At 40.7% G+C, this 18,762-nt stretch carries 17 protein-coding genes, 3 tRNA genes and 1 riboswitch; of the genes, 4 read left to right on the top strand and 16 right to left on the bottom strand.

Going from position 1 to position 18,762, the window contains the following annotated elements:
- Positions 1 to 33 precede the first annotated feature (33 nt).
- The 10 genes from BN1206_RS02385 to BN1206_RS02340 form a co-directional block, all read right to left on the bottom strand.
- Positions 34 to 118, bottom strand: a tRNA-Leu gene (locus tag BN1206_RS02385).
- An 81-nt stretch (positions 119 to 199) separates the two neighbouring features.
- Entirely contained in the window at positions 200 to 655 is a 456-nt protein-coding gene (locus BN1206_RS02380) for a SprT family protein (RefSeq protein ID WP_052542869.1), read from the bottom strand.
- The gene (locus tag BN1206_RS02375) at positions 652 to 1,350 is read right to left on the bottom strand and encodes a glycosyltransferase family 32 protein (protein WP_052542868.1); all 699 of its coding nucleotides are present in this window, start codon (positions 1,348 to 1,350) and stop codon (positions 652 to 654) included. The genes BN1206_RS02380 and BN1206_RS02375 overlap by 4 nt, the downstream gene beginning before the upstream one ends.
- 2 nt (positions 1,351 to 1,352) lie before the next feature.
- Positions 1,353 to 2,783 (bottom strand): oligosaccharide flippase family protein, encoded by a 1,431-nt coding sequence (locus BN1206_RS02370; protein WP_052542867.1) that lies wholly within the window; start codon positions 2,781 to 2,783, stop codon positions 1,353 to 1,355.
- A 3-nt stretch (positions 2,784 to 2,786) separates the two neighbouring features.
- Complete coding sequence (locus BN1206_RS02365; protein WP_014565638.1) at positions 2,787 to 3,938, bottom strand: CDP-glycerol--glycerophosphate glycerophosphotransferase; 1,152 nt, start codon at positions 3,936 to 3,938, stop codon at positions 2,787 to 2,789.
- A 91-nt stretch (positions 3,939 to 4,029) separates the two neighbouring features.
- Positions 4,030 to 6,717: a calcium-translocating P-type ATPase, PMCA-type gene (locus BN1206_RS02360; RefSeq protein ID WP_255349907.1), complete on the bottom strand. Its 2,688-nt coding sequence runs from the start codon at positions 6,715 to 6,717 to the stop codon at positions 4,030 to 4,032.
- A 174-nt stretch (positions 6,718 to 6,891) separates the two neighbouring features.
- Complete coding sequence (gene nadE, locus BN1206_RS02355) at positions 6,892 to 7,722, bottom strand: ammonia-dependent NAD(+) synthetase (protein ID WP_013437349.1); 831 nt, start codon at positions 7,720 to 7,722, stop codon at positions 6,892 to 6,894.
- Positions 7,719 to 9,197, bottom strand: coding sequence for a nicotinate phosphoribosyltransferase (locus BN1206_RS02350; RefSeq protein ID WP_013437348.1), 1,479 nt, complete (start codon positions 9,195 to 9,197; stop codon positions 7,719 to 7,721). Before BN1206_RS02350 ends, nadE begins: the two co-directional genes overlap by 4 nt.
- Before the next feature lie 81 nt (positions 9,198 to 9,278).
- Positions 9,279 to 10,367 carry a glycosyltransferase family 4 protein gene (locus tag BN1206_RS02345; RefSeq protein WP_013437347.1) on the bottom strand — a complete coding sequence of 363 codons (1,089 nt, stop codon included), beginning with the start codon at positions 10,365 to 10,367 and terminating at the stop codon, positions 9,279 to 9,281.
- Between the two features lie 7 nt (positions 10,368 to 10,374).
- On the bottom strand, positions 10,375 to 11,103 hold the full coding sequence (locus BN1206_RS02340; protein ID WP_013437346.1) for a WecB/TagA/CpsF family glycosyltransferase: 729 nt from the start codon (positions 11,101 to 11,103) through the stop codon (positions 10,375 to 10,377).
- Between the two features lie 129 nt (positions 11,104 to 11,232).
- On the opposite strand from BN1206_RS02340, the gene tagD reads away from it, so the two are divergent.
- Complete coding sequence (gene tagD / locus BN1206_RS02335; RefSeq protein ID WP_013437345.1) at positions 11,233 to 11,619, top strand: glycerol-3-phosphate cytidylyltransferase; 387 nt, start codon at positions 11,233 to 11,235, stop codon at positions 11,617 to 11,619.
- Positions 11,620 to 11,681: 62 nt separating this feature from the next.
- On the opposite strand, the gene BN1206_RS02330 is transcribed toward tagD, so the two are convergent.
- From BN1206_RS02330 to BN1206_RS02305, 6 genes are all read right to left on the bottom strand, one after another.
- A complete protein-coding gene (locus tag BN1206_RS02330) occupies positions 11,682 to 12,383 on the bottom strand; it encodes a GntR family transcriptional regulator (RefSeq protein WP_013437341.1) in 702 nt (233 codons plus the stop codon).
- Positions 12,384 to 12,477: 94 nt separating this feature from the next.
- On the bottom strand, positions 12,478 to 13,593 hold the full coding sequence (locus BN1206_RS02325) for a hypothetical protein (protein WP_014565636.1): 1,116 nt from the start codon (positions 13,591 to 13,593) through the stop codon (positions 12,478 to 12,480).
- Positions 13,594 to 13,795: 202 nt separating this feature from the next.
- A tRNA-Gln gene (locus tag BN1206_RS02320) sits at positions 13,796 to 13,867 on the bottom strand.
- 34 nt (positions 13,868 to 13,901) lie between these two features.
- Positions 13,902 to 13,983: transfer RNA gene (locus BN1206_RS02315), tRNA-Tyr, on the bottom strand.
- A 65-nt stretch (positions 13,984 to 14,048) separates the two neighbouring features.
- Positions 14,049 to 14,498, bottom strand: coding sequence for a GNAT family N-acetyltransferase (locus BN1206_RS02310; RefSeq protein ID WP_013641596.1), 450 nt, complete (start codon positions 14,496 to 14,498; stop codon positions 14,049 to 14,051).
- 140 nt (positions 14,499 to 14,638) lie between these two features.
- Positions 14,639 to 15,037, bottom strand: a complete 399-nt coding sequence (locus BN1206_RS02305; RefSeq protein ID WP_013437337.1) for an iron-sulfur cluster biosynthesis family protein — start codon at positions 15,035 to 15,037, stop codon at positions 14,639 to 14,641.
- A gap of 352 nt (positions 15,038 to 15,389) precedes the next feature.
- Here BN1206_RS02305 and BN1206_RS02300 point away from each other — a divergent pair, with 352 nt between their 5' ends.
- The 3 genes from BN1206_RS02300 to eno all read left to right on the top strand — a co-directional run bounded on the left by BN1206_RS02300 (position 15,390) and on the right by eno (position 18,580).
- A complete protein-coding gene (locus tag BN1206_RS02300; protein WP_052542865.1) occupies positions 15,390 to 16,709 on the top strand; it encodes a Y-family DNA polymerase in 1,320 nt (439 codons plus the stop codon).
- A complete protein-coding gene (locus tag BN1206_RS02295; protein WP_052542864.1) occupies positions 16,702 to 17,064 on the top strand; it encodes a hypothetical protein in 363 nt (120 codons plus the stop codon). Before BN1206_RS02300 ends, BN1206_RS02295 begins: the two co-directional genes overlap by 8 nt.
- Before the next feature lie 91 nt (positions 17,065 to 17,155).
- A riboswitch (Fluoride riboswitch) is annotated at positions 17,156 to 17,216 on the top strand.
- 77 nt (positions 17,217 to 17,293) lie between these two features.
- On the top strand, positions 17,294 to 18,580 hold the full coding sequence (eno, locus tag BN1206_RS02290) for a phosphopyruvate hydratase (RefSeq protein WP_013641592.1): 1,287 nt from the start codon (positions 17,294 to 17,296) through the stop codon (positions 18,578 to 18,580).
- The last annotated feature ends 182 nt before the right edge of the window (positions 18,581 to 18,762 follow it).

Below are 18,762 nucleotides of genomic sequence, written 5' to 3'. Positions count from 1 at the left end.
AAAAGAAGTCGCTCACTGCGACTTCTTAATTTGTGCGGGCGAGAAGACTCGAACTTCCACGATCTAAAGCGATCACAAGATCCTTAGTCTTGCGCGTCTGCCATTCCGCCACGCCCGCGGAACAGTAACTATAATAGACTAAATTCGAGTGATGTGCAAGTAAATTTCGAAAATAATTTAATTTTATTTGTTATTTTCTTTAAAAAGTACGCGCTAAACGCAAGCGCCCCTTGCATTTGCCACACCTATAGCGGATCGTATTTATTCTGCGCATGCGTGGATATTTTAGCCTGCAGTTTTCACAGACATAAAGATATTTATATTTTTTCCGGCGTCTTAAACCAATATCAGGTGCATAGCGACTGCCGCCTACCCTATTAAGCAGAATTTTAAAATCGCGATCTTTATGCTGGTAGCCTAGCCCCATTAAATGCAGATGGTAGTGACACAGTTCATGTTTAATAATGCCCACCAAATATTTTTGATTTTTTGCTTCTAAAAAATGCGCATTAATTTCAATATGATGGTCATCTAAATGATAGCGGCCACCCGTTGTTCTCATCCGGTGATCAATTTTCACCATATGCAAAAAGGGACGATGAAAATAGTCCCTTGAAATTTGTTCTGTTAATTTTTGTAATTCTTCTTGTCTCATCGAATCCACTTCGCATATAAACCGGCACCTTTTGGCGTATTAATGTGGCGCTTCAAATCCGTTACGATCTTATGCTTAAAAGAGTGCTTGCCGTTCATCCAAGTTCCTGTAAACAAGTGAATGCTCTTAGAATCCGCCGATGGATTGCACAAAACGCCATCAGGATAAACGTGGATGCCCTCTTTGAGCATTTGCTCCTTATTGCCAATCTTTAAACCATATTTATCAATCAACATGTCGGTCACAGAAACACTGTTGACCCCGGCCATTTGATTGTTGACGTCGTATTCAAAGTTGCGGTCCTTATAGTAGTCCAAAATGTCCTGCATGAAAGGATGGCCCTTTTCTGCGCCAAAAATTGCGGCAGACAAGTAGTCATTATTTTCAAAGCCGATAAACGCACGATCATTTAACAGCGGCGTTAAGTCGCTCACTACACGCACATCAGTATCCAAATAAATACCGCCCTGTTCATAAATAGCTTTGGCACGAATATAGTCAGACACAAAGGCCCATTTTTTAGCTTGATATGCCTGTTCAATATATTTATTTTCGTGCATATCAAAGTTGTCTTCGTTCCATTCCACAAATTTAAAATCAGGCAAATTCTTTTTCCAAGTCGCAATACATTCTTGGATGATCTTGCTCTTCGGATTATGCCCAACCCAAACATAATGAATTGTTTTAGGAATCATTTTTAACCTCGTTTAAAGAAATTTTTGACTAACTTGATAATGTCTTCGTTGAAGTCCAGCTTTAGTAAGAACATCAAACCTAGGTAAATTACTAACATGATAATTGATTTAACTGCCATGTTGAAAAAGGCTGAATGAATCAAGTTAGGCATAAACATGCCAACAGCTAACGTAATAATAGCGATCAAGAAATACTTTGGCACATCATGGAAGACATAAGCAAAGTCATAGCCGTCGCGCACTACCCACAAACGCAATACTAAAACTACGGCTTCCGTAATCAAAATAGCAATCATGGCACCCCAAGCGCCGTATGGACGGTCAAGGATGTAACTTAACACGATTTCAACGATCGCACCGATCACTACAGGAAAAGCATAATCCTTATCACGCTGGTTAGCTAAGGCAAACTGGTTGGCAAAAACACCACCGGTTGGAATCATGATGATGGTCAAAGTAAACCAAAACATGAGTGGCGTCATCGGAATATATTTATCACCAAAGAAGAACGGTACAAATTGCTTGGTATTAGCCATGATGATCACGGCAAACAATGTACCTAACATAACAGTAGCTTCCAGTGATTTTTTCATGACCACTTTTTGCGTCTCTTTGCCTTCACTGGCCATTTTAGGCATGATAACCAGGGAAATACTAGTGATAACGCCTAAAATCATGTTGGAGATACGCTGCGAGTTATCGTAGAAAGATACCTGTGCTGAACCGGCAAACAGACCTAAGATTGGTTTATCAAGCGAAGTATAAATCTGCGTCGCAATCTGCGGAATCATCAAAGTTCCGATCGCAATGGCCGTTTTCTTGAATTTATAAAAATGAGCTACGGGTCTGCCAACGTAACGGTGGATGTCAAACCAAAAGACGAATGAACCCAGCATCGTTGATACCGACATAATCAGTAAGTACTTCCACAAATCGGCTGGTGATTTTACCCAAAGCAAAATCAAAACCACGCTGACCAGCCTTACCGCCGTGTTTTTCAAAACAACGCGACCGAAGTCGGCTAATCCTTGGAAGAACCAGGAAATATCGACCTGCGCTGAAATTAAATATGGCACCATGAGTAAAAGGTAGAACCAGTATTGAATGTGAAAGACTGTCGTTACAAAGACCGTAATGGCAATCGTAATTAAACCGGCAATACCTTGGAAGTACCAAAGACCCCAGAAGGCTCTAGTCAATTCTTCAGGCGTACCATAAGTCCGCGTACACGAGATCGTCCGCATCCCTACATAAGAAACTGACAGGATACAAAAGATCATCAAAAACTGCACAGTGTTGTTAACACTGCTGTAGATCCCATAGGTTTTTGGTCCTAAAACTCTAGACAAATATGGCACCGTGATTAACGGCACCAAGACAATAAAAATTTGATAGATCGCGTTATAAAGAATATTTAAAAACGTTTTGCGCATATTCTACCCTCTATATTCTTGCGTCATATACTTAAAGACCTTTTCACAGTATGGTCCCTTTACTTGACTAGTCAAATGCAGCCAGTAAAGCCTACGGTTAGCAATTTGTTGGTTGTCCAAGTGATCAAGGTTGTTAATCAATTCTTGTTCAGAATTTACGCTGATCCCTGGCGTAATCTCGCTGTATGGTCCCATCAACAGGCCACGTGTTTTTTCATATTGCTTCAGGAAGTTGGTTACGAACACGATCGGCTTGTTTAAATGCAAATAGTCGAAGTAAATTGATGAGAAGTCGGTCATCAAGAAGTCGGTATCGCCGAGCAATTCGTACAAGTCATAGTCATGATCAAATAAGTAGTCATTGTTCAAAAATGCGATGTTAGAGTAATTACTCTTGAAAGCACTAAATAAGCGCATCTCGTAGGGATGCAATTTCACGATTAAATATTGGTGACGCCTTTTGAGCGCTTCATTTAACCTTTCGCCATCAAAATCTTCAAAGGCAAAGAAGTTTCCTTCCTTGATCTTATCCATGATGGTCTTATCTTCAAGCTCATATCTAAAAGTTGGCATGTAGATGCCGATTTGTGCTTGATCATCTTCAGTCTTGAACAGGTCTTTTAACAGCTGCTTTTTAGAAATTACTGGCGAATCAAGCAAGTCCAATCTAGGAAAACCAATTTTGTGGTACTTCTTAGTCTCAATTGCCATGCAGGCACTCATTAAGGTCTCGTATAAATCAGAACTTGAGGCCACGATATCAGCTGTTTTGTGCCACAGTTTTTCATTGCGCTTGTTGTCACGGTACTTAGTATTGTTGGCCATGATGCCCATTCGCTTCAGTGGAACACCGTGCCACAATTGCACATTAATCTGGTGTTTGCGCACCTTAAAAGGCTGGTGCGTGGTGATTACATAACGCGCTGCCCCAATCTTTTGCCAAGTTTCCCACTTAAGGTGAGATGATGGCCATGGTTCAACCAATGTAGTGTTAAATTCAGGGTGGTTAACTAAGAGCCACTTGTAAAAAGCATAGCCATTTGAACCTGAACGACCCGAACCGTTTAACACCACGATCGTGTTGTCTTCCATTGTGGTAAAACGCGCACGAAACTTCATCCAGGCTAAATAAAGACGAAACAAAAAACTTTTCATTTAAACAACTTCCTAAAAAAATAATCTTACTTTTAAGCATAATAAAAAAGCTTGAACAAACTCAAGCTTTTTTATTTATTTTTGTTAAACTTTATTCTTTTCCCATTCTTCTTTGGAAGAATTTGACGATTTCCACAATCAAGATAATGCAGATACCAGCAACAAGGATGACTAACCATTGATCACCGTCAAGTTCAGTTACATCGAAGAACTTAGTCATGAATGGCAATTCAACGGCTGCCATAATCAAAGCTGAGATAATAATCGCACCATTGAACCATTTGTTGGCAAAAGTATGCTTTCTGAAAATTGATTGGTGAATAAACTTAGAGTTAATTGCGTGGAACAACTGGATAAGTCCCAAAGTAAGGAAGGCCATGGTTAAAGCATCCCCATGTTGCATGGATGGATCACCTACGTGTGGACCAACGTGAAGACCGATTTGGTAAGCACCCAAGACTAAGATACCTTCCAAAATACCTTGGTAAACAATGGAGCTAGCAACACCGCCGCTGAAGAAGTTAGAATTCTTACCACGAGGCTTACGCTTCATAATCCCATCTTCAACTGGTTCAACACCTAAGGCGATAGCTGGCAAAGTATCAGTTACCAAGTTGATCCAAAGAAGTTGTACTGGAGCCAAAATGTCCCAGCCAAGCATAGTCATCATGAAGACAGTTAAGACTTCACCAACGTTACAACTCATTAAGTACAAAATAGCTTTTTGGATGTTACTGAAGACCTTACGTCCTTGCTTAACAGCTTCAACGATCGTAGCGAAGTTATCATCGGCTAAAACCATATCACTGGCACCCTTTGATACTTCAGTACCAGTGATACCCATACCGATACCAATGTCGGCTTGCTTCAAACTTGGAGCATCATTAACACCGTCACCGGTCATAGCAACGATCTTGTTGTTTGCTTGCCATGCCTTAACGATTCTTACCTTGTGTTCTGGAGAAACACGGGCATAAACACTGTAGTCGCCAACGTGCTTGGTGAAGTAGTCGTCGCTCAATTTATCAAGTTCAGCACCGGTTAAAACGCGCTCGTCTTGACCTTTTCCAATAATACCCAAACGTTCTGCGATAGCTTGAGCAGTAGTTTGGTGGTCACCAGTGATCATAACGGTTCTAATACCAGCACTCTTAGCTTCGGCAACAGCGTCCTTAGCTTCACCACGTTCTGGGTCGATCATGCCGACAAGTCCAGCAAAGATCAAATCTTGTTCGACATTGTCAGTGGACGGATCATCATAAAGTTCATCAACGGTCTTGTAAGCCAAACCCAGCACACGCAAAGCTTTCTTGGCCATATTCTTGTTAGTTTCAAGAATATTTTTCTTGTCTTCATCGGTGATTGGTTCAATCTTACCGTTAATATCAATCTTAGTAATACGCTTCAAAAGCATATCAGGAGCACCCTTAACGGCAACATAGTATTTATCACCATCTACGTTAACAGTACTCATCAATTTACGTTCTGAATCAAATGGTACTTCTTGGACACGCTTGTACTTTTTAAGCAAAGTTTCTACGTCAATACTTTGATCGAAAGCAAATTGAATCAAAGCAGTTTCGGTTGGGTCACCTAAAAGGTTACCACCGTTTTCAATTTGAGTATCGTTGGCTAAAACCATGGACAAAAGTGCAGGATTAGTTTCGCTAATCTCGTCGCTGTTGTCGTGAACTGCGCCGTCATGGAAGACCTTTTCAACGGTCATTCTGTTTTGGGTCAAAGTACCAGTCTTATCTGAACAAATAATGTCGGTAGCACCCAAAGTTTCAACGGCAGGCAATTTTCTAACGATTGCCTTATGTTTAGCCATCGTTTGGGTTCCTAATGCCAAAATAATCGTAACAATAGCTGGAAGTCCTTCTGGAATTGCAGCTACGGCAAGTGATACGGCAACTAAGAACATGTTAATCATCAAAGTAGAATTACGGTCGGCTGGATTTGCTTTTAATACACCAACGGCAAAGACAATCACACAGATTGCCAAAATCATGATGGTTAAAGTCTTACCCAACTGGGTTAAGTTCTGCTTCAAAGGAGTGTCAGTTTCATCGGCATTGTTAAGCATTGTAGCGATCTTACCAACTTCGGTGTGCATCCCCGTGCTAACCACAATACCTTCACCACGTCCGTAAGTAACGTTAGTGTTGGAATATGCCATGTTCACACGGTCACCCAAAGCAATATCATCGCCAGATAAAGTCTCAATCTTCTTTTCAACTGGGACAGATTCACCAGTCAAGGCTGATTCTTCAATCTTCAAACTACTTGCCAAATTCAAACGCAAGTCAGCTGGAACAACGTCACCGGCTTCAAGCAAAACGATGTCGCCTGGTACCAATTCGGTACTTGGAATCGTAATGATTGCGTCGTTACGCCGGACATGCGCTTCCGGCGTGGCCATATCCTTTAGGGCTTCAATCGCAGCTTCACTTCTTGCCTCTTGAAAGACACCTAAAATGGCGTTCAAGATAACAACGATCATGATGATTGCTGCATCGGTCCATTCTTTAGCAACTACACCGGATAAAATGGCGGCGATGATCAAAACAATGATCATGAAATCCTTGAATTGATCGATGAAGCGCATAAACATGCTCTCCTTCTTTTTAGCAGCTAAAGCATTGGGGCCATACTTTTCAAGTCTGGCTTTGGCTTCGCTATCGCTTAGTCCGGCATCGAGGGATGTTTTTAGCTCTTTTTCCACATCGGGTACTGACTCGGTGTAATATTTCTTAGCCAATTTAGTTTCCTCCTTAATATAAACAAAAAGAGACTTACATGCTTGTAGCACATAAGTCTCACAAATTAAGATAAACCCAGAAGTATAATAGCTTCGGCTGTTGAGTTTATCGCAAGCAAATTGCCGTCACTCCCTTATGACAAGTTTATTATAAGAAAATTTTTAAACTTTCACAAGTTTTAGCGAATAATTTTACTTTTTGTAGAAATCATCGAAAACAGTAACTGGCAAATGACGCTTGTGTTTACTCTTGTTCCATAATTTTTCAATTTGGTTAGCAGCCTTGTCAGAAACTTCTTTTCCTTCAAGGTAATCGTCAATTTCCTTGTAAGTTACACCAAGTGCAACTTCGTCCGGCAAGTCTGGCTTTTCTTCTTCAAGGTCAGCAGTAGGTGCCTTTTCGTAAAGGTGTTCAGGACAACCTAATTCTTTCAAAAGCATCTTGCCTTGACGCTTGTCTAAACGGAACAATGGAGTCAAATCGGCAGCACCATCACCGAACTTAGTGTAGAAACCACAGAAGTTTTCAGCGGCGTGGTCAGTACCTACAACTGCACCGTTGTTAGCACCAGCGATAGCGTATTGAACGACCATTCTTTCACGGGCCTTGATGTTACCCTTGTTAAAGTCGGTAATCTTTTGGCCAGTTGCTTCAACTACCTTAACCATGGCGTCAACTGGTTCTTTGATGTTAACGATCAAATCTTGATCTGGGTGTTGAAACTTAACAGCATCAGCCGCATCATCTGCGTCAGCTTGAACACCGTATGGCAAACGAACAGCGATAAATTGGTAAGAATCATCGCCAGTTTCTTTACGCATTTCTTCCATTGCCATTTGGCATAACTTACCAGTCAAAGTTGAGTCTTGACCACCAGAAATACCTAAAACATATGACTTAAGAAATGGGTTAGCCTTCAAGTAATTCTTTAAGAAATCGATTGAACGTCTGATTTCCTTCTTAGGATCAATTTCAGGTTGAACATGTTCATAAGCAATAATTTCTTTTTGTAATTCTCTCATCGACCAATACTTCTTTCTCTAATCTTACGACGAATGTCTTGAATAAGATTCATTTTACTTTCGTATAAGTTTTGTGACAAGTCTACTGGGTATTCTTGTGGATTCAAGCTACGCTTGTATTCATCCCATAAGCCATCAAGGTTGTCAGCACAGAACTTCTTAATTTCATCAAGGCTAGGTTGTTTGTAAACGAGCTTACCTTCCTTAAAGATATCGTGCAAAAGCGGAATAGCAGTGTAATCAGTAACCACCTTGTTGATGTAAGTGTATTGAGGGTGGAACATGAACAATGCATCAAACTTACGTGGGTCTTCGTCGTAGCGAGATACCCAGTCACCTTCATTTTTCTTAGCAGTGTTGGCACTGATACGCCATACTTGCTTTTTGCCTGGAGTAGAAACCTTGATTGCGTTTGAAGAAATCTTCAAAGTGTCACGCATTGCGTGAACGTCATCTTCCATGGCAACTAACTTGTAAACTGCGCCAAGGGCTGGTTGGTCATAAGCGGTAATAAACTTAGTACCGATACCCCAAACATCGATCTTGGCACCTTGCATCTTCAAGTTAGTGATGGTATTTTCGTCTAAATCATTTGAAGCAAAAATCTTAGCGTTAGGATAGCCGGCATCGTCCAATTCCTTACGAACTTGTTTAGAAATGTAAGCCATGTCGCCGGAGTCGATACGAACACCCAAGAAGTTGATCTTGTCGCCCATTTCGTTGGCAACCTTGATCGCGTTAGGCACACCACTTCTAACAGTGTCGTAAGTATCAACCAAGAAGACACAATCCTTGTGGGTTTCAGCGTATGCCTTGAAGGCTTCGTATTCGCTGCCGAATGCTTCAACTAAAGAGTGAGCATGAGTACCTGAAATTGGAATATTGAATAACTTACCAGCACGCACGTTACTAGTTGAGTCAAAACCGCCAATATAAGCGGCTCTAGTACCCCAAATAGCTGCGTCAGTTTCTTGAGCACGACGTGAACCAAATTCCATTATGCTGTCATCTTGAACAGCCAACTTAATACGTGCTGCTTTAGTAGCAAGTAAAGTCTGGAAGTTGATGATGTTCAAAATAGCAGTTTCAACTAATTGACATTGAGCAAGAGGACCTTCAACTTGAAGGATTGGTTCATTAGCGAAGACCAATTCCCCTTCTCTCATTGAACGGATGGTGAGCTTGAGCTTTAAATTGCGCAAGTAGTCAATAAAGTCATCATCGTAATCTTCTTGTTCTTTCAAATATTGAAGGTCGCTTTCCTTGAATTTTAAATTCTTCAAGTAATCGATGACGTGTTCAAGACCTGCGTAAACGGCATAACCGTTGCCGAACGGCTCTTTACGATAGAAGACTTCAAAAACGGCGTTGCGATCTGCGATGCCCTTCTTGAAGTAGGTGTACATCATGTTAATTTCGTATAAATCAGTGTGTAAAGCCAAAGAATCGTCTTTGTCTAATTCTGGGTAAAACATTGTTTCCCTTTCTGTTAATTAAAAAATTATGATTTTGTTTTTTATTATACAACCATTACGAACGTATGACTATTCTTCGACTCAAAACGTACGATATACAGCCAAAATTGAATCCAATTGATTCTTAATTGAAAAATGTTCTTCAGCGTAACGTTTTTCGGCATGAGCCATTTGACGGAGTTCCTTATTTGACTTGTTTACTGCTAAATTAACCTGCTTGGCAATGGAATCAATGTCGCCCACTTTAGCGATAAAACCATATTCTGGCCCAGGGATCATCTTATGAATGTCGCCTACGTCTGTGGATAAAATAGGAATTAAATTATCGGTTGCCTCTAAAAGCACAAGTGGAAAACTTTCGGAATATGAGGTCAAAACGGCAAGGTCGATGCGTTTATACAAGCTGCTTAATTGATGATGCGTCATAAAGCCGTGGAAAGTTACTTGTGGAGCCATGTTTAATTGTCTCGTCAAAGCCTTAAGCGGCTCAAGCTGACTGCCGTCGCCTGCGATGTGCAAACGAATATGCTGGTCGTTGAGCTGTTTAACCGCCTTAAGCAGCAATTCTTGGCCCTTTACCTTTTCGGTACGAGCAACGTTGATAATATTGAAGTATGTGTGTTCATATTTAGCAGGGATTTCGCTGTCGTTGTGGAAAACAATGCCGTTATAGATGACGTGCACCTTATTTTTATCCACCTGTGCTTTATTAATGAGCAATCTGGCAAAACACTCAGTCACCGCAAAAACACAGTCAGCCTTTCTTAAGGCACGGATATTCAAACTGGTGAAAATCTTGCCTAAAAGGCTGCGACCAGCAAAGTCCAAATAAGGATCAGAGTGCACCGTAATGCACCAAGTTGCCTTAATCTTCTTATGAATCAGTGAGAGAAATAAGTTGGCCCTAGCTCCGTGAGTATGCACAATGTCGTAGTCACCATCATTGATAAAGCGGGTTAATTTCTTCAAACTGGCTAAATCATAACGGCTATTTGCGCCCAAAACATGAGTCTCAATCCCGTGTTCACGTGCTGCCTGCGCAACAGGACCTTCTGCTAAAGTTAATAATTCGAAGTCCTTGCCTTCCTGTTTGGCCTCGGTTAATAAATTTACAATATGCGATAGGCCGCCGCCATTTTCAAGACCAGCATTTACATGCAAAACCTTCATTCTGTGATTATTTTCCTCTCTTCGATTGTTGAACTCGTGCTACGAACTGCGGCAAAACCAGCATTCGCTTGAAACGAGTTGGATTAGTAATTAAACGATAAAACCATTCTAAGTGCGTCTTTTGGAACGCTTCTGGCGCTCTTTTAACCATACCGGAAAAGACGTCAAAACTTCCGCCAACTCCCATCATTAGAGCAGGAAGTTCATTTCTGCGCAAAATTGCGAGTAGTTGCTCTTGCTTAGGAAAACCTAGTGCCGCAAAAACCATGTCTGGTTGGGTCTTGGCGATTCTGCGAGCTACCAACTCTAAATCGTCGGTAAAGTAGCCGTCTTCGGCACCAACCAAGTTGATATTAGGATATTCCTTAGCCACTTTTGCTTGGACTGCGTGGATTACTTGTGGCTTAGCACCGATTAGGTAAACTCGACTGCCGCGGTCGTTAGCCACGCTCATTAACCAAGTAAAAAGATCATAGCCAGTTACTCGCTCAGGCAAAGGCTGCTTAAGCATCTTAGCTGCTTTAACAATGCCGATCCCATCAGCGGTAATGTAATCCGTGTCGTTTTTTAAGATTTTCATAAACTCGGGATTTTCATTAGCTGCCATCACGATTTCGGGATTGGCTGTTACTACAAAAGTAGATAAGTGATTATTCAATCGCTCAATAAATTCATTTTGAAATTGATTAAAAGTCTTATTATCAAAATCAACGCCTAAAACATTAACTTTGTCCATTTTTGTACACCTCGCGCGTATTCTCATCTATTTTCTATTTTACCATTTGATCAGACAAGTACGTTAACGAAGTCCAAGTTTCATATTTTCTTTAAACATGATAAGATTGTTTTAATCAAAGGAGAGAACATGAAACGAGTAATTACTTATGGCACATTCGACCTGCTTCATTATGGTCATGTGCGCCTGCTTAAACGTGCAAAAGAATTAGGCGATTATCTAATCGTGGGGCTTTCAACTGATGAATTCAACGAATTCAAGAAGCACAAGGAAGCCTACAACACTTACCCAGAAAGAAAATACATCTTGGAAGCTATCCGCTACGTTGATAAGGTTATCCCTGAAAAAGACTGGGATCAGAAGATCGACGACGTGAAGAAATACAACATCGACACCTTCGTGATGGGTGACGACTGGAAAGGTAAATTCGACTTTTTGAAACCTTACTGTGACGTCGTTTACTTGCCAAGAACGCCAGGTATTTCAACTACTAAAATTAAAGAAGATTTGAAGTAAAACAAAAACTCCAATCTCACTCAAATTTTGAATGAGGTTGGAGTTTTATTTTGTCCTATCTATTACTTAGAGAAAGTGAATTCAAATCTTTCGGCAACATAGCGAGCACGCGTATATTCAAATGGTTGTCCAGATGCCAGTTCAGTAACCTGACGTCTAGTAATTAAAGCTTCGCCCTTCTTAGCTTTTAACAAGCGCGCATCTTGTTCATTAGCAATTGAGGCAGAAATATGTTCAGTTACTCGGCCTATTTCAAAACCGCCACGCTTTTCAAGTGTTTCATAAAGGTGGCTGGAAACTTCTTCTTTTGAGAAGTCCTTAACCAAGTAGTAAGGCACAGTAACTACTTCATAACAAATTGGCACATCGTCAGCGTAACGAATTCTCTCCATGCGTAGAACCTTTTCGTCCTTCTTAAGCATCAGACGTTCCTTTTCTGACAATGATGGGTTGCCAATTTGGTAAGATGTCAACTTGCTGGAAGGAACTTGACCATTTGCCTTAGTAATATCGGTAAATGACATGATCCCTGACATTCTTTCCTGCACCTTTTGGCTAGCTACATAAGTACCGCTGCCCAGGCGCCGTTCAAGAATCCCTTCTTCTTCCAGTGTCTTGATTGCTTGACGCAAAGTCATTCTTGAAACGCCAAACTTCACTGATAATTGACGTTCAGCTGGAATTCTGTCTCCCACTTTGTACACATGATTTTCAATATCGCGCTTGATCTGATTATGGATCTTGATATACATAGGTTCTTCCATAATATGTCGCCCTCCAAAGTCCTCTAATACTACCTGTTATTATAAAGTAAATTGGTCTAGATTGCATTTAATACGGTAGAATAATTTTACCATGCTATTTTCTTTTAGCGGTCCATTGAACACCTAAAATGTACACATTCGGACGTTTATCACATTCCACGCTGAGCTTCTCACCTTTGTCGGCGATGACGTTGGTGTGCAACTTGGCTTCGTCTTGAATAGCCAAATCGGCGCCGTTGGGATGAAGCAGTAAATCATGACCGCGCAAGTTAGCGTTGCCGCTCAATGCCAAGAAGTATTCATAATCCATGTTGCCCATAAAGCTGACACGTGTTGCTTCACAGCTGGATTGATCTTGAAAATCACTGTGGGCGGTCACAGTTGAATTGCTCATTGTGACTTTTGCCTCATTAATAACCACCATGCGGTTGATGGTGCAGTTTTGGATAATCGTCCGCGTCTTTTTATCGATATAAACGCCGCCGTTGAACTTGCTGTTCATGATGTTGCTCCAGCAGTCGTCACTGAGGTAAAGACATGAATCATCCTTAGCACGCACCGTACTGTTGAGCATGTTCATCCAGGTTTGTCCGTGCAATAAAATATAATCGGCTTCGGAATTATTAATATCAAGTTCTGCATTGGTTTTGGCAAAAGTGTTGATGCTACCGTGGATGTTGGAATTATTGATAATCGCGGTACCTTGTCCCTCTAAGGCCAAAGCACAGTATTTATCAGACTTGTAGTCGATTTCGGAATCATTCATTTCCAAACGGAAATTAGCATTTTCGTACATGGAAACAGAGCCGTTAATCACCTTAGTTGAATAAAGTTCAACGGTTACCTTCCCGTTCACAGCGATCGCAGCAGTGTCGGTGCCGTTACCCTTGATAAAGCAATTACGTAGCGTCAAATAACCATCACTTTCAACTGGGACGAAAAGACTGTTGTTGTCAGTGCTGGTATTAATGCATAAATTTTCTAAAGTGACATAGCGGCTATCATCTGAAACGCTAATGTAGCCTTCAATTGTCGTATCTTCTGGGACGGATCCTGTCCCTTTAATCGTAATATCTGTTAGTGTTAAGCCTTGTGGCAAATAGTAAAAGCCAGGCCCCAGCATTAAAACGTCATCGGCACGCAAATCTTTTAACGCTTCGTGCCAACTTGTTTCGCTGCTTGAACCTCCAACTCTGATTATTCTAGCCATTCAAATTTCCCCTTACTTAAAAAGACAGCTCTTATATTGTACTTGTTTTCCACTAATAATGGTTAATTTTTTCCTATTAAAAATAGAACCTGATCGAAATGATCAAGTTCTATCTACGCAAATGATGATATTTAATTTTAGGTAAAAAAAGAAACGTCATAAGACGTTTCTTTGATTAGGGTTGGGTGTTCTTTTAGAACTATTGGGTTAGCTGGATTCGAACCAGCGCATGATGGTACCAAAAACCATTGCCTTACCACTTGGCTATAACCCAATACCAGCTGAGCTTTTTACTTGTTGCTCAACAATGGAGGAGGGTGGATTCGAACCGCCGAACTCAGAGAGAGCGGTTTTACAGACCGCCGCGTTTAGCCACTTCGCTACTCCTCCGTTAGCTGACTTAATTATAATAACGAATATCTAGGACAAATGCAAGGAAAAATTGAAAAAAGTTTTCATTTTTTCTCCATTACGAAATTGATCAATTCTATTCCATCCCTTACAACTTTTTGTTTCCTAACTACAATGTATCCCCTAGCCTTAAAAAATGGTCTAGCAGTAATAGATGCATGTGTCACAATTTTACCATCTTTTATACTACTTTCCAGTTCATCACAAATAGCACTTGCAATACCTTGTCCTTGATAATCTTTATGAACAAAAAGTCTATCTAAATATCCTGATTTATCAATATCACCAAAACCTACAATTTGTTTTTTATCAATTGCAACAATCCTCTTGTGCGCTCTAAAAGATGCATCCCATTTTGGTAAATCAATCTCTTTATGTGCCCACGCATCCATTTGCTCTGGGGAGTAATCTAAAATGTTGATAGTATGTACAGTTTCATAAAACAATTGGGCTAGTTGTGCACAGTCAGCAGATTTATATTCACGTAAAATCATTTATATTTACTCGTTTGAAAAACAAAAGCCATTACTCTTATTGTGGTTTCTAGAGTAATGACTTCTGTGCCTTTGCATTGAATCAAAATGCAATTATGGCAAATTGTCCTTCGCTTTTAATATATCAAAATTTACGCTTATTAACAACGCCATTCAACAGCGCCCATCTTAACGTTCTTGTTAGCCTTAATTAATGCGGCACCATTGCCGATTTCTACGCCACCGTCAAGAATTCCTTCGTCAGAACGAAGATTCAAGCTGCCGGCATCATAATCCATCACCATGTTTGGTCCCATCATCGTCATATCATACTTTGAAGTATAGATCTTCAAGCCCTGATCGTTTTCAAGCTCTACAGGATAATCGGGATCAACTTGATCAACCCAGATGATTGAAAAGTGGGAACCAATGCTGCAGCCGCCACCCTTGATAGAATACTTGCCACCACCATCATCGGTGATTAAGATCAAAGTCTTGTCTGCGATTTCTCTTCTCTTTAAGTAATCAAGTGCTTTATCAGTAAATGTAATTTTCAACATAAGTCCACTCTCCTTTTGGCTTTGTTAATTAAATTATAGCGAAAAAAGCTAGTAAATAAATTGATCTAAATCAATAAATATTAATTTAGGCACAAAAAATCATTACCTTAAGGAGACCATGGTAACGACTTTTTTACACATATAGATCATACTGAGTATTTAAAAGTGTATTGCATCATGAATTACAATACACCCATAACATAACACCTTTTCTAAAGATTGGCTTAAAAGAAGACTTATTTTTTAGCTAAAAATATCAGACTAGCATTGATAACACAAACATATTTTCGTATAATAGCATTATCAAGTAAGTGAACGTATATTCGCTTAGCATAGTAAGGTGGGGATGCACATGTATGACTATAGATATGAACCACACAGGCTAGTCTTCATGATCGATAATAAGAGCTTCTTTGCAAGTTGCGAATCAATCAGATTGGGTTTGAATCCCATGAAGTCGGTGTTAGCCGTAATCTCTCGTCAGCCAGATTTCAGCTGGGGGTCTGGGTTAATCATGGCCGCATCCCCTTTGGCTAAGAAAAAATATGGGCTGCACAATGTAATGCGGGCAAGGAATTTACCGTCTAAAAAAGAAGCACCTGACTTGATGCTGGTGGACCCACATATGAATCTTTACATCAAGCGTAGCATGCAGGTGCTAGATATTTTCCATAAATATGCGGCGGACGAGGACATTCACATGTACTCTATCGATGAAGGCATGATCGATATGACTAATTCGTGGAAGCTTTTCGGCGATGATCCGTATTATGTCGCAAGAAAAATTCAAAAAGATATCCACGATACGCTGGGGCTGTACACGACCTGCGGCATTGGTGAAAATCCCTTGCTAGCCAAACTTGCTATGGATATTTCGGCTAAGCATCGCGAGTCGATGATCGACTTCTGGCATTATATCGACGTCCCTGATACGATCTGGCGCATCCCTAAGCTCGAAGACGTCTGGGGCATCAACACTAGAACGGCCGACCACTTGAGACGACTTGGCATCAACAACATGTACGACCTCGCCCACTCTAATCCGGAAATTATGAAAAGAGAATTCGGCGTGATTGGCGAGCAGCTCTATGCCATGAGTTGGGGCGTCGATCGCAGCATCATCATGAATAAATACATTCCGAAAACTAAAAGCTACAGCAATTCCCAGGTCTTGAATCGCGACTACTATGATCAAAGACAGATTGAGATCGTCATTCGTGAGATTGGTGAACAAGTAGCAGCGAGAATCAGGGCGCATGATCTGCGAACTGGTAAAATCGGCTTATTCATTGGTTATTCTTTTGATTCGATCGATCCGGACCATCCGCGTGGCGGCTTTAACGTGCAAAAGAAAATTACTCCGACTAACGATAATCATGATTTAACTACGCAGCTGATTGCTCTGTTTAGAAACAAATGGCAAGGAGAAGGCGTCAGGAATATTGGCGTTGATTATGGTGATCTGTCGCTGGACACTAGTCAGCAATTCAACTTGTTTGTTAAGCCGGATTTGCAGGTGAAGCGGAAGACTTTAGATAAAACGGTTGATAGTCTGCGGAAAAAATACGGCTTCTCTAGTGTGGTGAAGGCCTCTAGCCTGCTGCCAGGAGCGACAGCGATCAGACGTAGCAAACTCGTGGGTGGCCACAATGGAGGTAACGCTTATGAGTAGCGAGTTTGATAAAAGAGTTGAGGAATTCTTTAGGACCTATCAGGATCGAGGGATGAAAAAATGGGCTGGCTTCTACTTGAGTGACCACACGGTAAAGATTAATCAGGAACAGCGCAGAAGAGATACTGTCTACGTCAAAAAGAAGACGAGGAGTCAGAAAGATATCAGGGCCATGTTAATGCGGTCTTTTGGTGAACATAGAAAAGTATCGGTGCAGTTGAAGGAGCTGTCTGTAGATAATGACTTACAGGCTGATATTGTGGGCTTTGTCGAAGGTTATCAGGAAGATACGGCGATCATTTCGGGGAATCTGGTTCTGATTGATAATATTAATCATATTGAATTTATTGAATAAAAATTCTCCCTATATTGATTCTTATATCACGATAATTAATCTAAAATTTCACCTTGCAATAATAAATTTATGTTGTACACTGAACTTGTAAATTGAATACGGCGATGACGTTCGCCTTTAAACGAGCAAAATCTAATGACGTCTACTTTTACCTACACACTGGGTGTGTACAGAAAGTAGGCGTCTATTTGTTTTGCTCTTTTTTGTAGTTTTTGGAGGTACAAGAATTATGACTGTTTATGTTGAAAAAGTTCGTGCAATGGAAATTTTTGATTCACGTGGTAACCCAACTGTTGAAGTCCACGCATTCCTTTCCGATGGTACTGTTGCTAAGGCAGAAGTTCCATCAGGTGCTTCAACTGGTGAAAAAGAAGCGGTTGAACTTCGTGATGGCGGCTCACGTTTGGGCGGCAAAGGCGTTTTGAAAGCAGTCAACAACGTTAACACAGAAATCAATAAAGCTTTACAAGGTGCTGATCCATTCAATCAAGCTAAGATTGACCGTACGATGATTGAACTAGATGGCACTCCTAATAAGGCTCGTTTAGGTGCCAATGCAATCTTGGGTGTTTCAATGGCAATTGCTCGCGCTGCCGCCAAGTCTAAGCATGAACCACTCTACCGTTACCTTGGTGGCTGCGACTTAGAACTCCCACAAACTTTCCACAACGTAATCAATGGTGGTAAGCACGCTGACAACGGTATTGATATCCAAGAGTTCATGATTACACCAGTTAAGAAGACTTCATTCCGTGATGGCTTTGAAAAGATCGTTAACACCTATCACACTTTGAAGAAAGTTATTGAAGATGCTGGCTTTGAAACTGGCTTAGGTGACGAAGGTGGTTTTGCTCCTAACCTTAACAGTTCTGAAGAAGCCTTGAAGATGCTTCATGAAGCTATTGTTAAGGCTGGTTACAAACCAGGTGAAGATATCGCTATTGCATTCGATGCCGCCGCAAGTTCCTTCTACAATGCAAATGATGGTAAGTATCACTTCGAAGGACATGTTTGGGATGGCGAGCAAATGATTGATTTCTACGAAAAGCTCTTTAAGGAATTCCCAGAAATCATCTCTGCTGAAGACCCATTCGATGAAAATGATTGGGACAACTTCGAAAAATTCACTGCTAAGTTCGGCAAGCAAATGCAAGTAGTGGCTGATGATAATGTATGTACTAACCCTAAGCTAGTTAGAAAAGCCATCAAGGACAAGCTTTGCAACGCTGTTTTAATTAAGTTGAACCAAATTGGTACGGTTACTGAAACCCTTGAAACCATTAGATTAGCAAGAAAGAACAACTTCACTACGATGGTTTCTCACCGTTCAGGTGAAACTGGCGACACCTTTATCGCTGACTTCACTGTTGCTACTAACGCTGCAGAACTTAAGTCAGGTGCTCCAGCTCGTTCAGAACGTGTTGAAAAGTACAACCGCTTGCTTGAAATCGAAGAAGAGATTGGTGTCAAAGATGAACGTTTAGCACATTTTCCAAACAACATTGATTTGGACTAATATTTGCTAATTATTAATACAAACTCCCTCAATCAAAAACCAAACTAAAAAAACCGGTTCTATGATAAATCCTGTTGATAGATTTCTATGATATTCTATCAATAGGATTTTTTGCATTAAAAAAGAGGCACAAGCCTCACTGCATAATGTCCTTTGATACCACTCTTTAGAAATTAAGGTGA

The sequence above is a fragment of the Lactobacillus sp. OTU4228 genome, from assembly GCF_001006945.1.
Lineage (GTDB): Bacteria > Bacillota > Bacilli > Lactobacillales > Lactobacillaceae > Lactobacillus > Lactobacillus amylovorus.
Note: the sequence above shows the minus strand (reverse complement) of the source record. Positions and strands in the feature narration are given on the sequence as shown.

What these genes read in the sequence shown, in the direction of transcription:
- BN1206_RS02305 (WP_013437337.1), bottom strand. Translation starts at nt 15,037, where the DNA reads ATGTTGAAAATTACATTTACTGATAAAGCACTTGATTACTTAAAGAGA.
- BN1206_RS02310 (WP_013641596.1), bottom strand. Translation starts at nt 14,498, where the DNA reads ATGATTTTACGTGAATATAAATCTGCTGACTGTGCACAACTAGCCCAA.
- BN1206_RS02325 (WP_014565636.1), bottom strand. Translation starts at nt 13,593, where the DNA reads ATGGCTAGAATAATCAGAGTTGGAGGTTCAAGCAGCGAAACAAGTTGG.
- BN1206_RS02345 (WP_013437347.1), bottom strand. Translation starts at nt 10,367, where the DNA reads ATGAAGGTTTTGCATGTAAATGCTGGTCTTGAAAATGGCGGCGGCCTA.
- eno (WP_013641592.1), top strand. Translation starts at nt 17,294, where the DNA reads ATGACTGTTTATGTTGAAAAAGTTCGTGCAATGGAAATTTTTGATTCA.
- BN1206_RS02350 (WP_013437348.1), bottom strand. Translation starts at nt 9,197, where the DNA reads ATGTTTTACCCAGAATTAGACAAAGACGATTCTTTGGCTTTACACACT.
- BN1206_RS02300 (WP_052542865.1), top strand. Translation starts at nt 15,390, where the DNA reads ATGTATGACTATAGATATGAACCACACAGGCTAGTCTTCATGATCGAT.
- BN1206_RS02295 (WP_052542864.1), top strand. Translation starts at nt 16,702, where the DNA reads ATGAGTAGCGAGTTTGATAAAAGAGTTGAGGAATTCTTTAGGACCTAT.
- BN1206_RS02380 (WP_052542869.1), bottom strand. Translation starts at nt 655, where the DNA reads ATGAGACAAGAAGAATTACAAAAATTAACAGAACAAATTTCAAGGGAC.
- nadE (WP_013437349.1), bottom strand. Translation starts at nt 7,722, where the DNA reads ATGAGAGAATTACAAAAAGAAATTATTGCTTATGAACATGTTCAACCT.
- BN1206_RS02375 (WP_052542868.1), bottom strand. Translation starts at nt 1,350, where the DNA reads ATGATTCCTAAAACAATTCATTATGTTTGGGTTGGGCATAATCCGAAG.
- BN1206_RS02340 (WP_013437346.1), bottom strand. Translation starts at nt 11,103, where the DNA reads ATGGACAAAGTTAATGTTTTAGGCGTTGATTTTGATAATAAGACTTTT.
- BN1206_RS02365 (WP_014565638.1), bottom strand. Translation starts at nt 3,938, where the DNA reads ATGAAAAGTTTTTTGTTTCGTCTTTATTTAGCCTGGATGAAGTTTCGT.
- BN1206_RS02330 (WP_013437341.1), bottom strand. Translation starts at nt 12,383, where the DNA reads ATGGAAGAACCTATGTATATCAAGATCCATAATCAGATCAAGCGCGAT.
- tagD (WP_013437345.1), top strand. Translation starts at nt 11,233, where the DNA reads ATGAAACGAGTAATTACTTATGGCACATTCGACCTGCTTCATTATGGT.
- BN1206_RS02370 (WP_052542867.1), bottom strand. Translation starts at nt 2,783, where the DNA reads ATGCGCAAAACGTTTTTAAATATTCTTTATAACGCGATCTATCAAATT.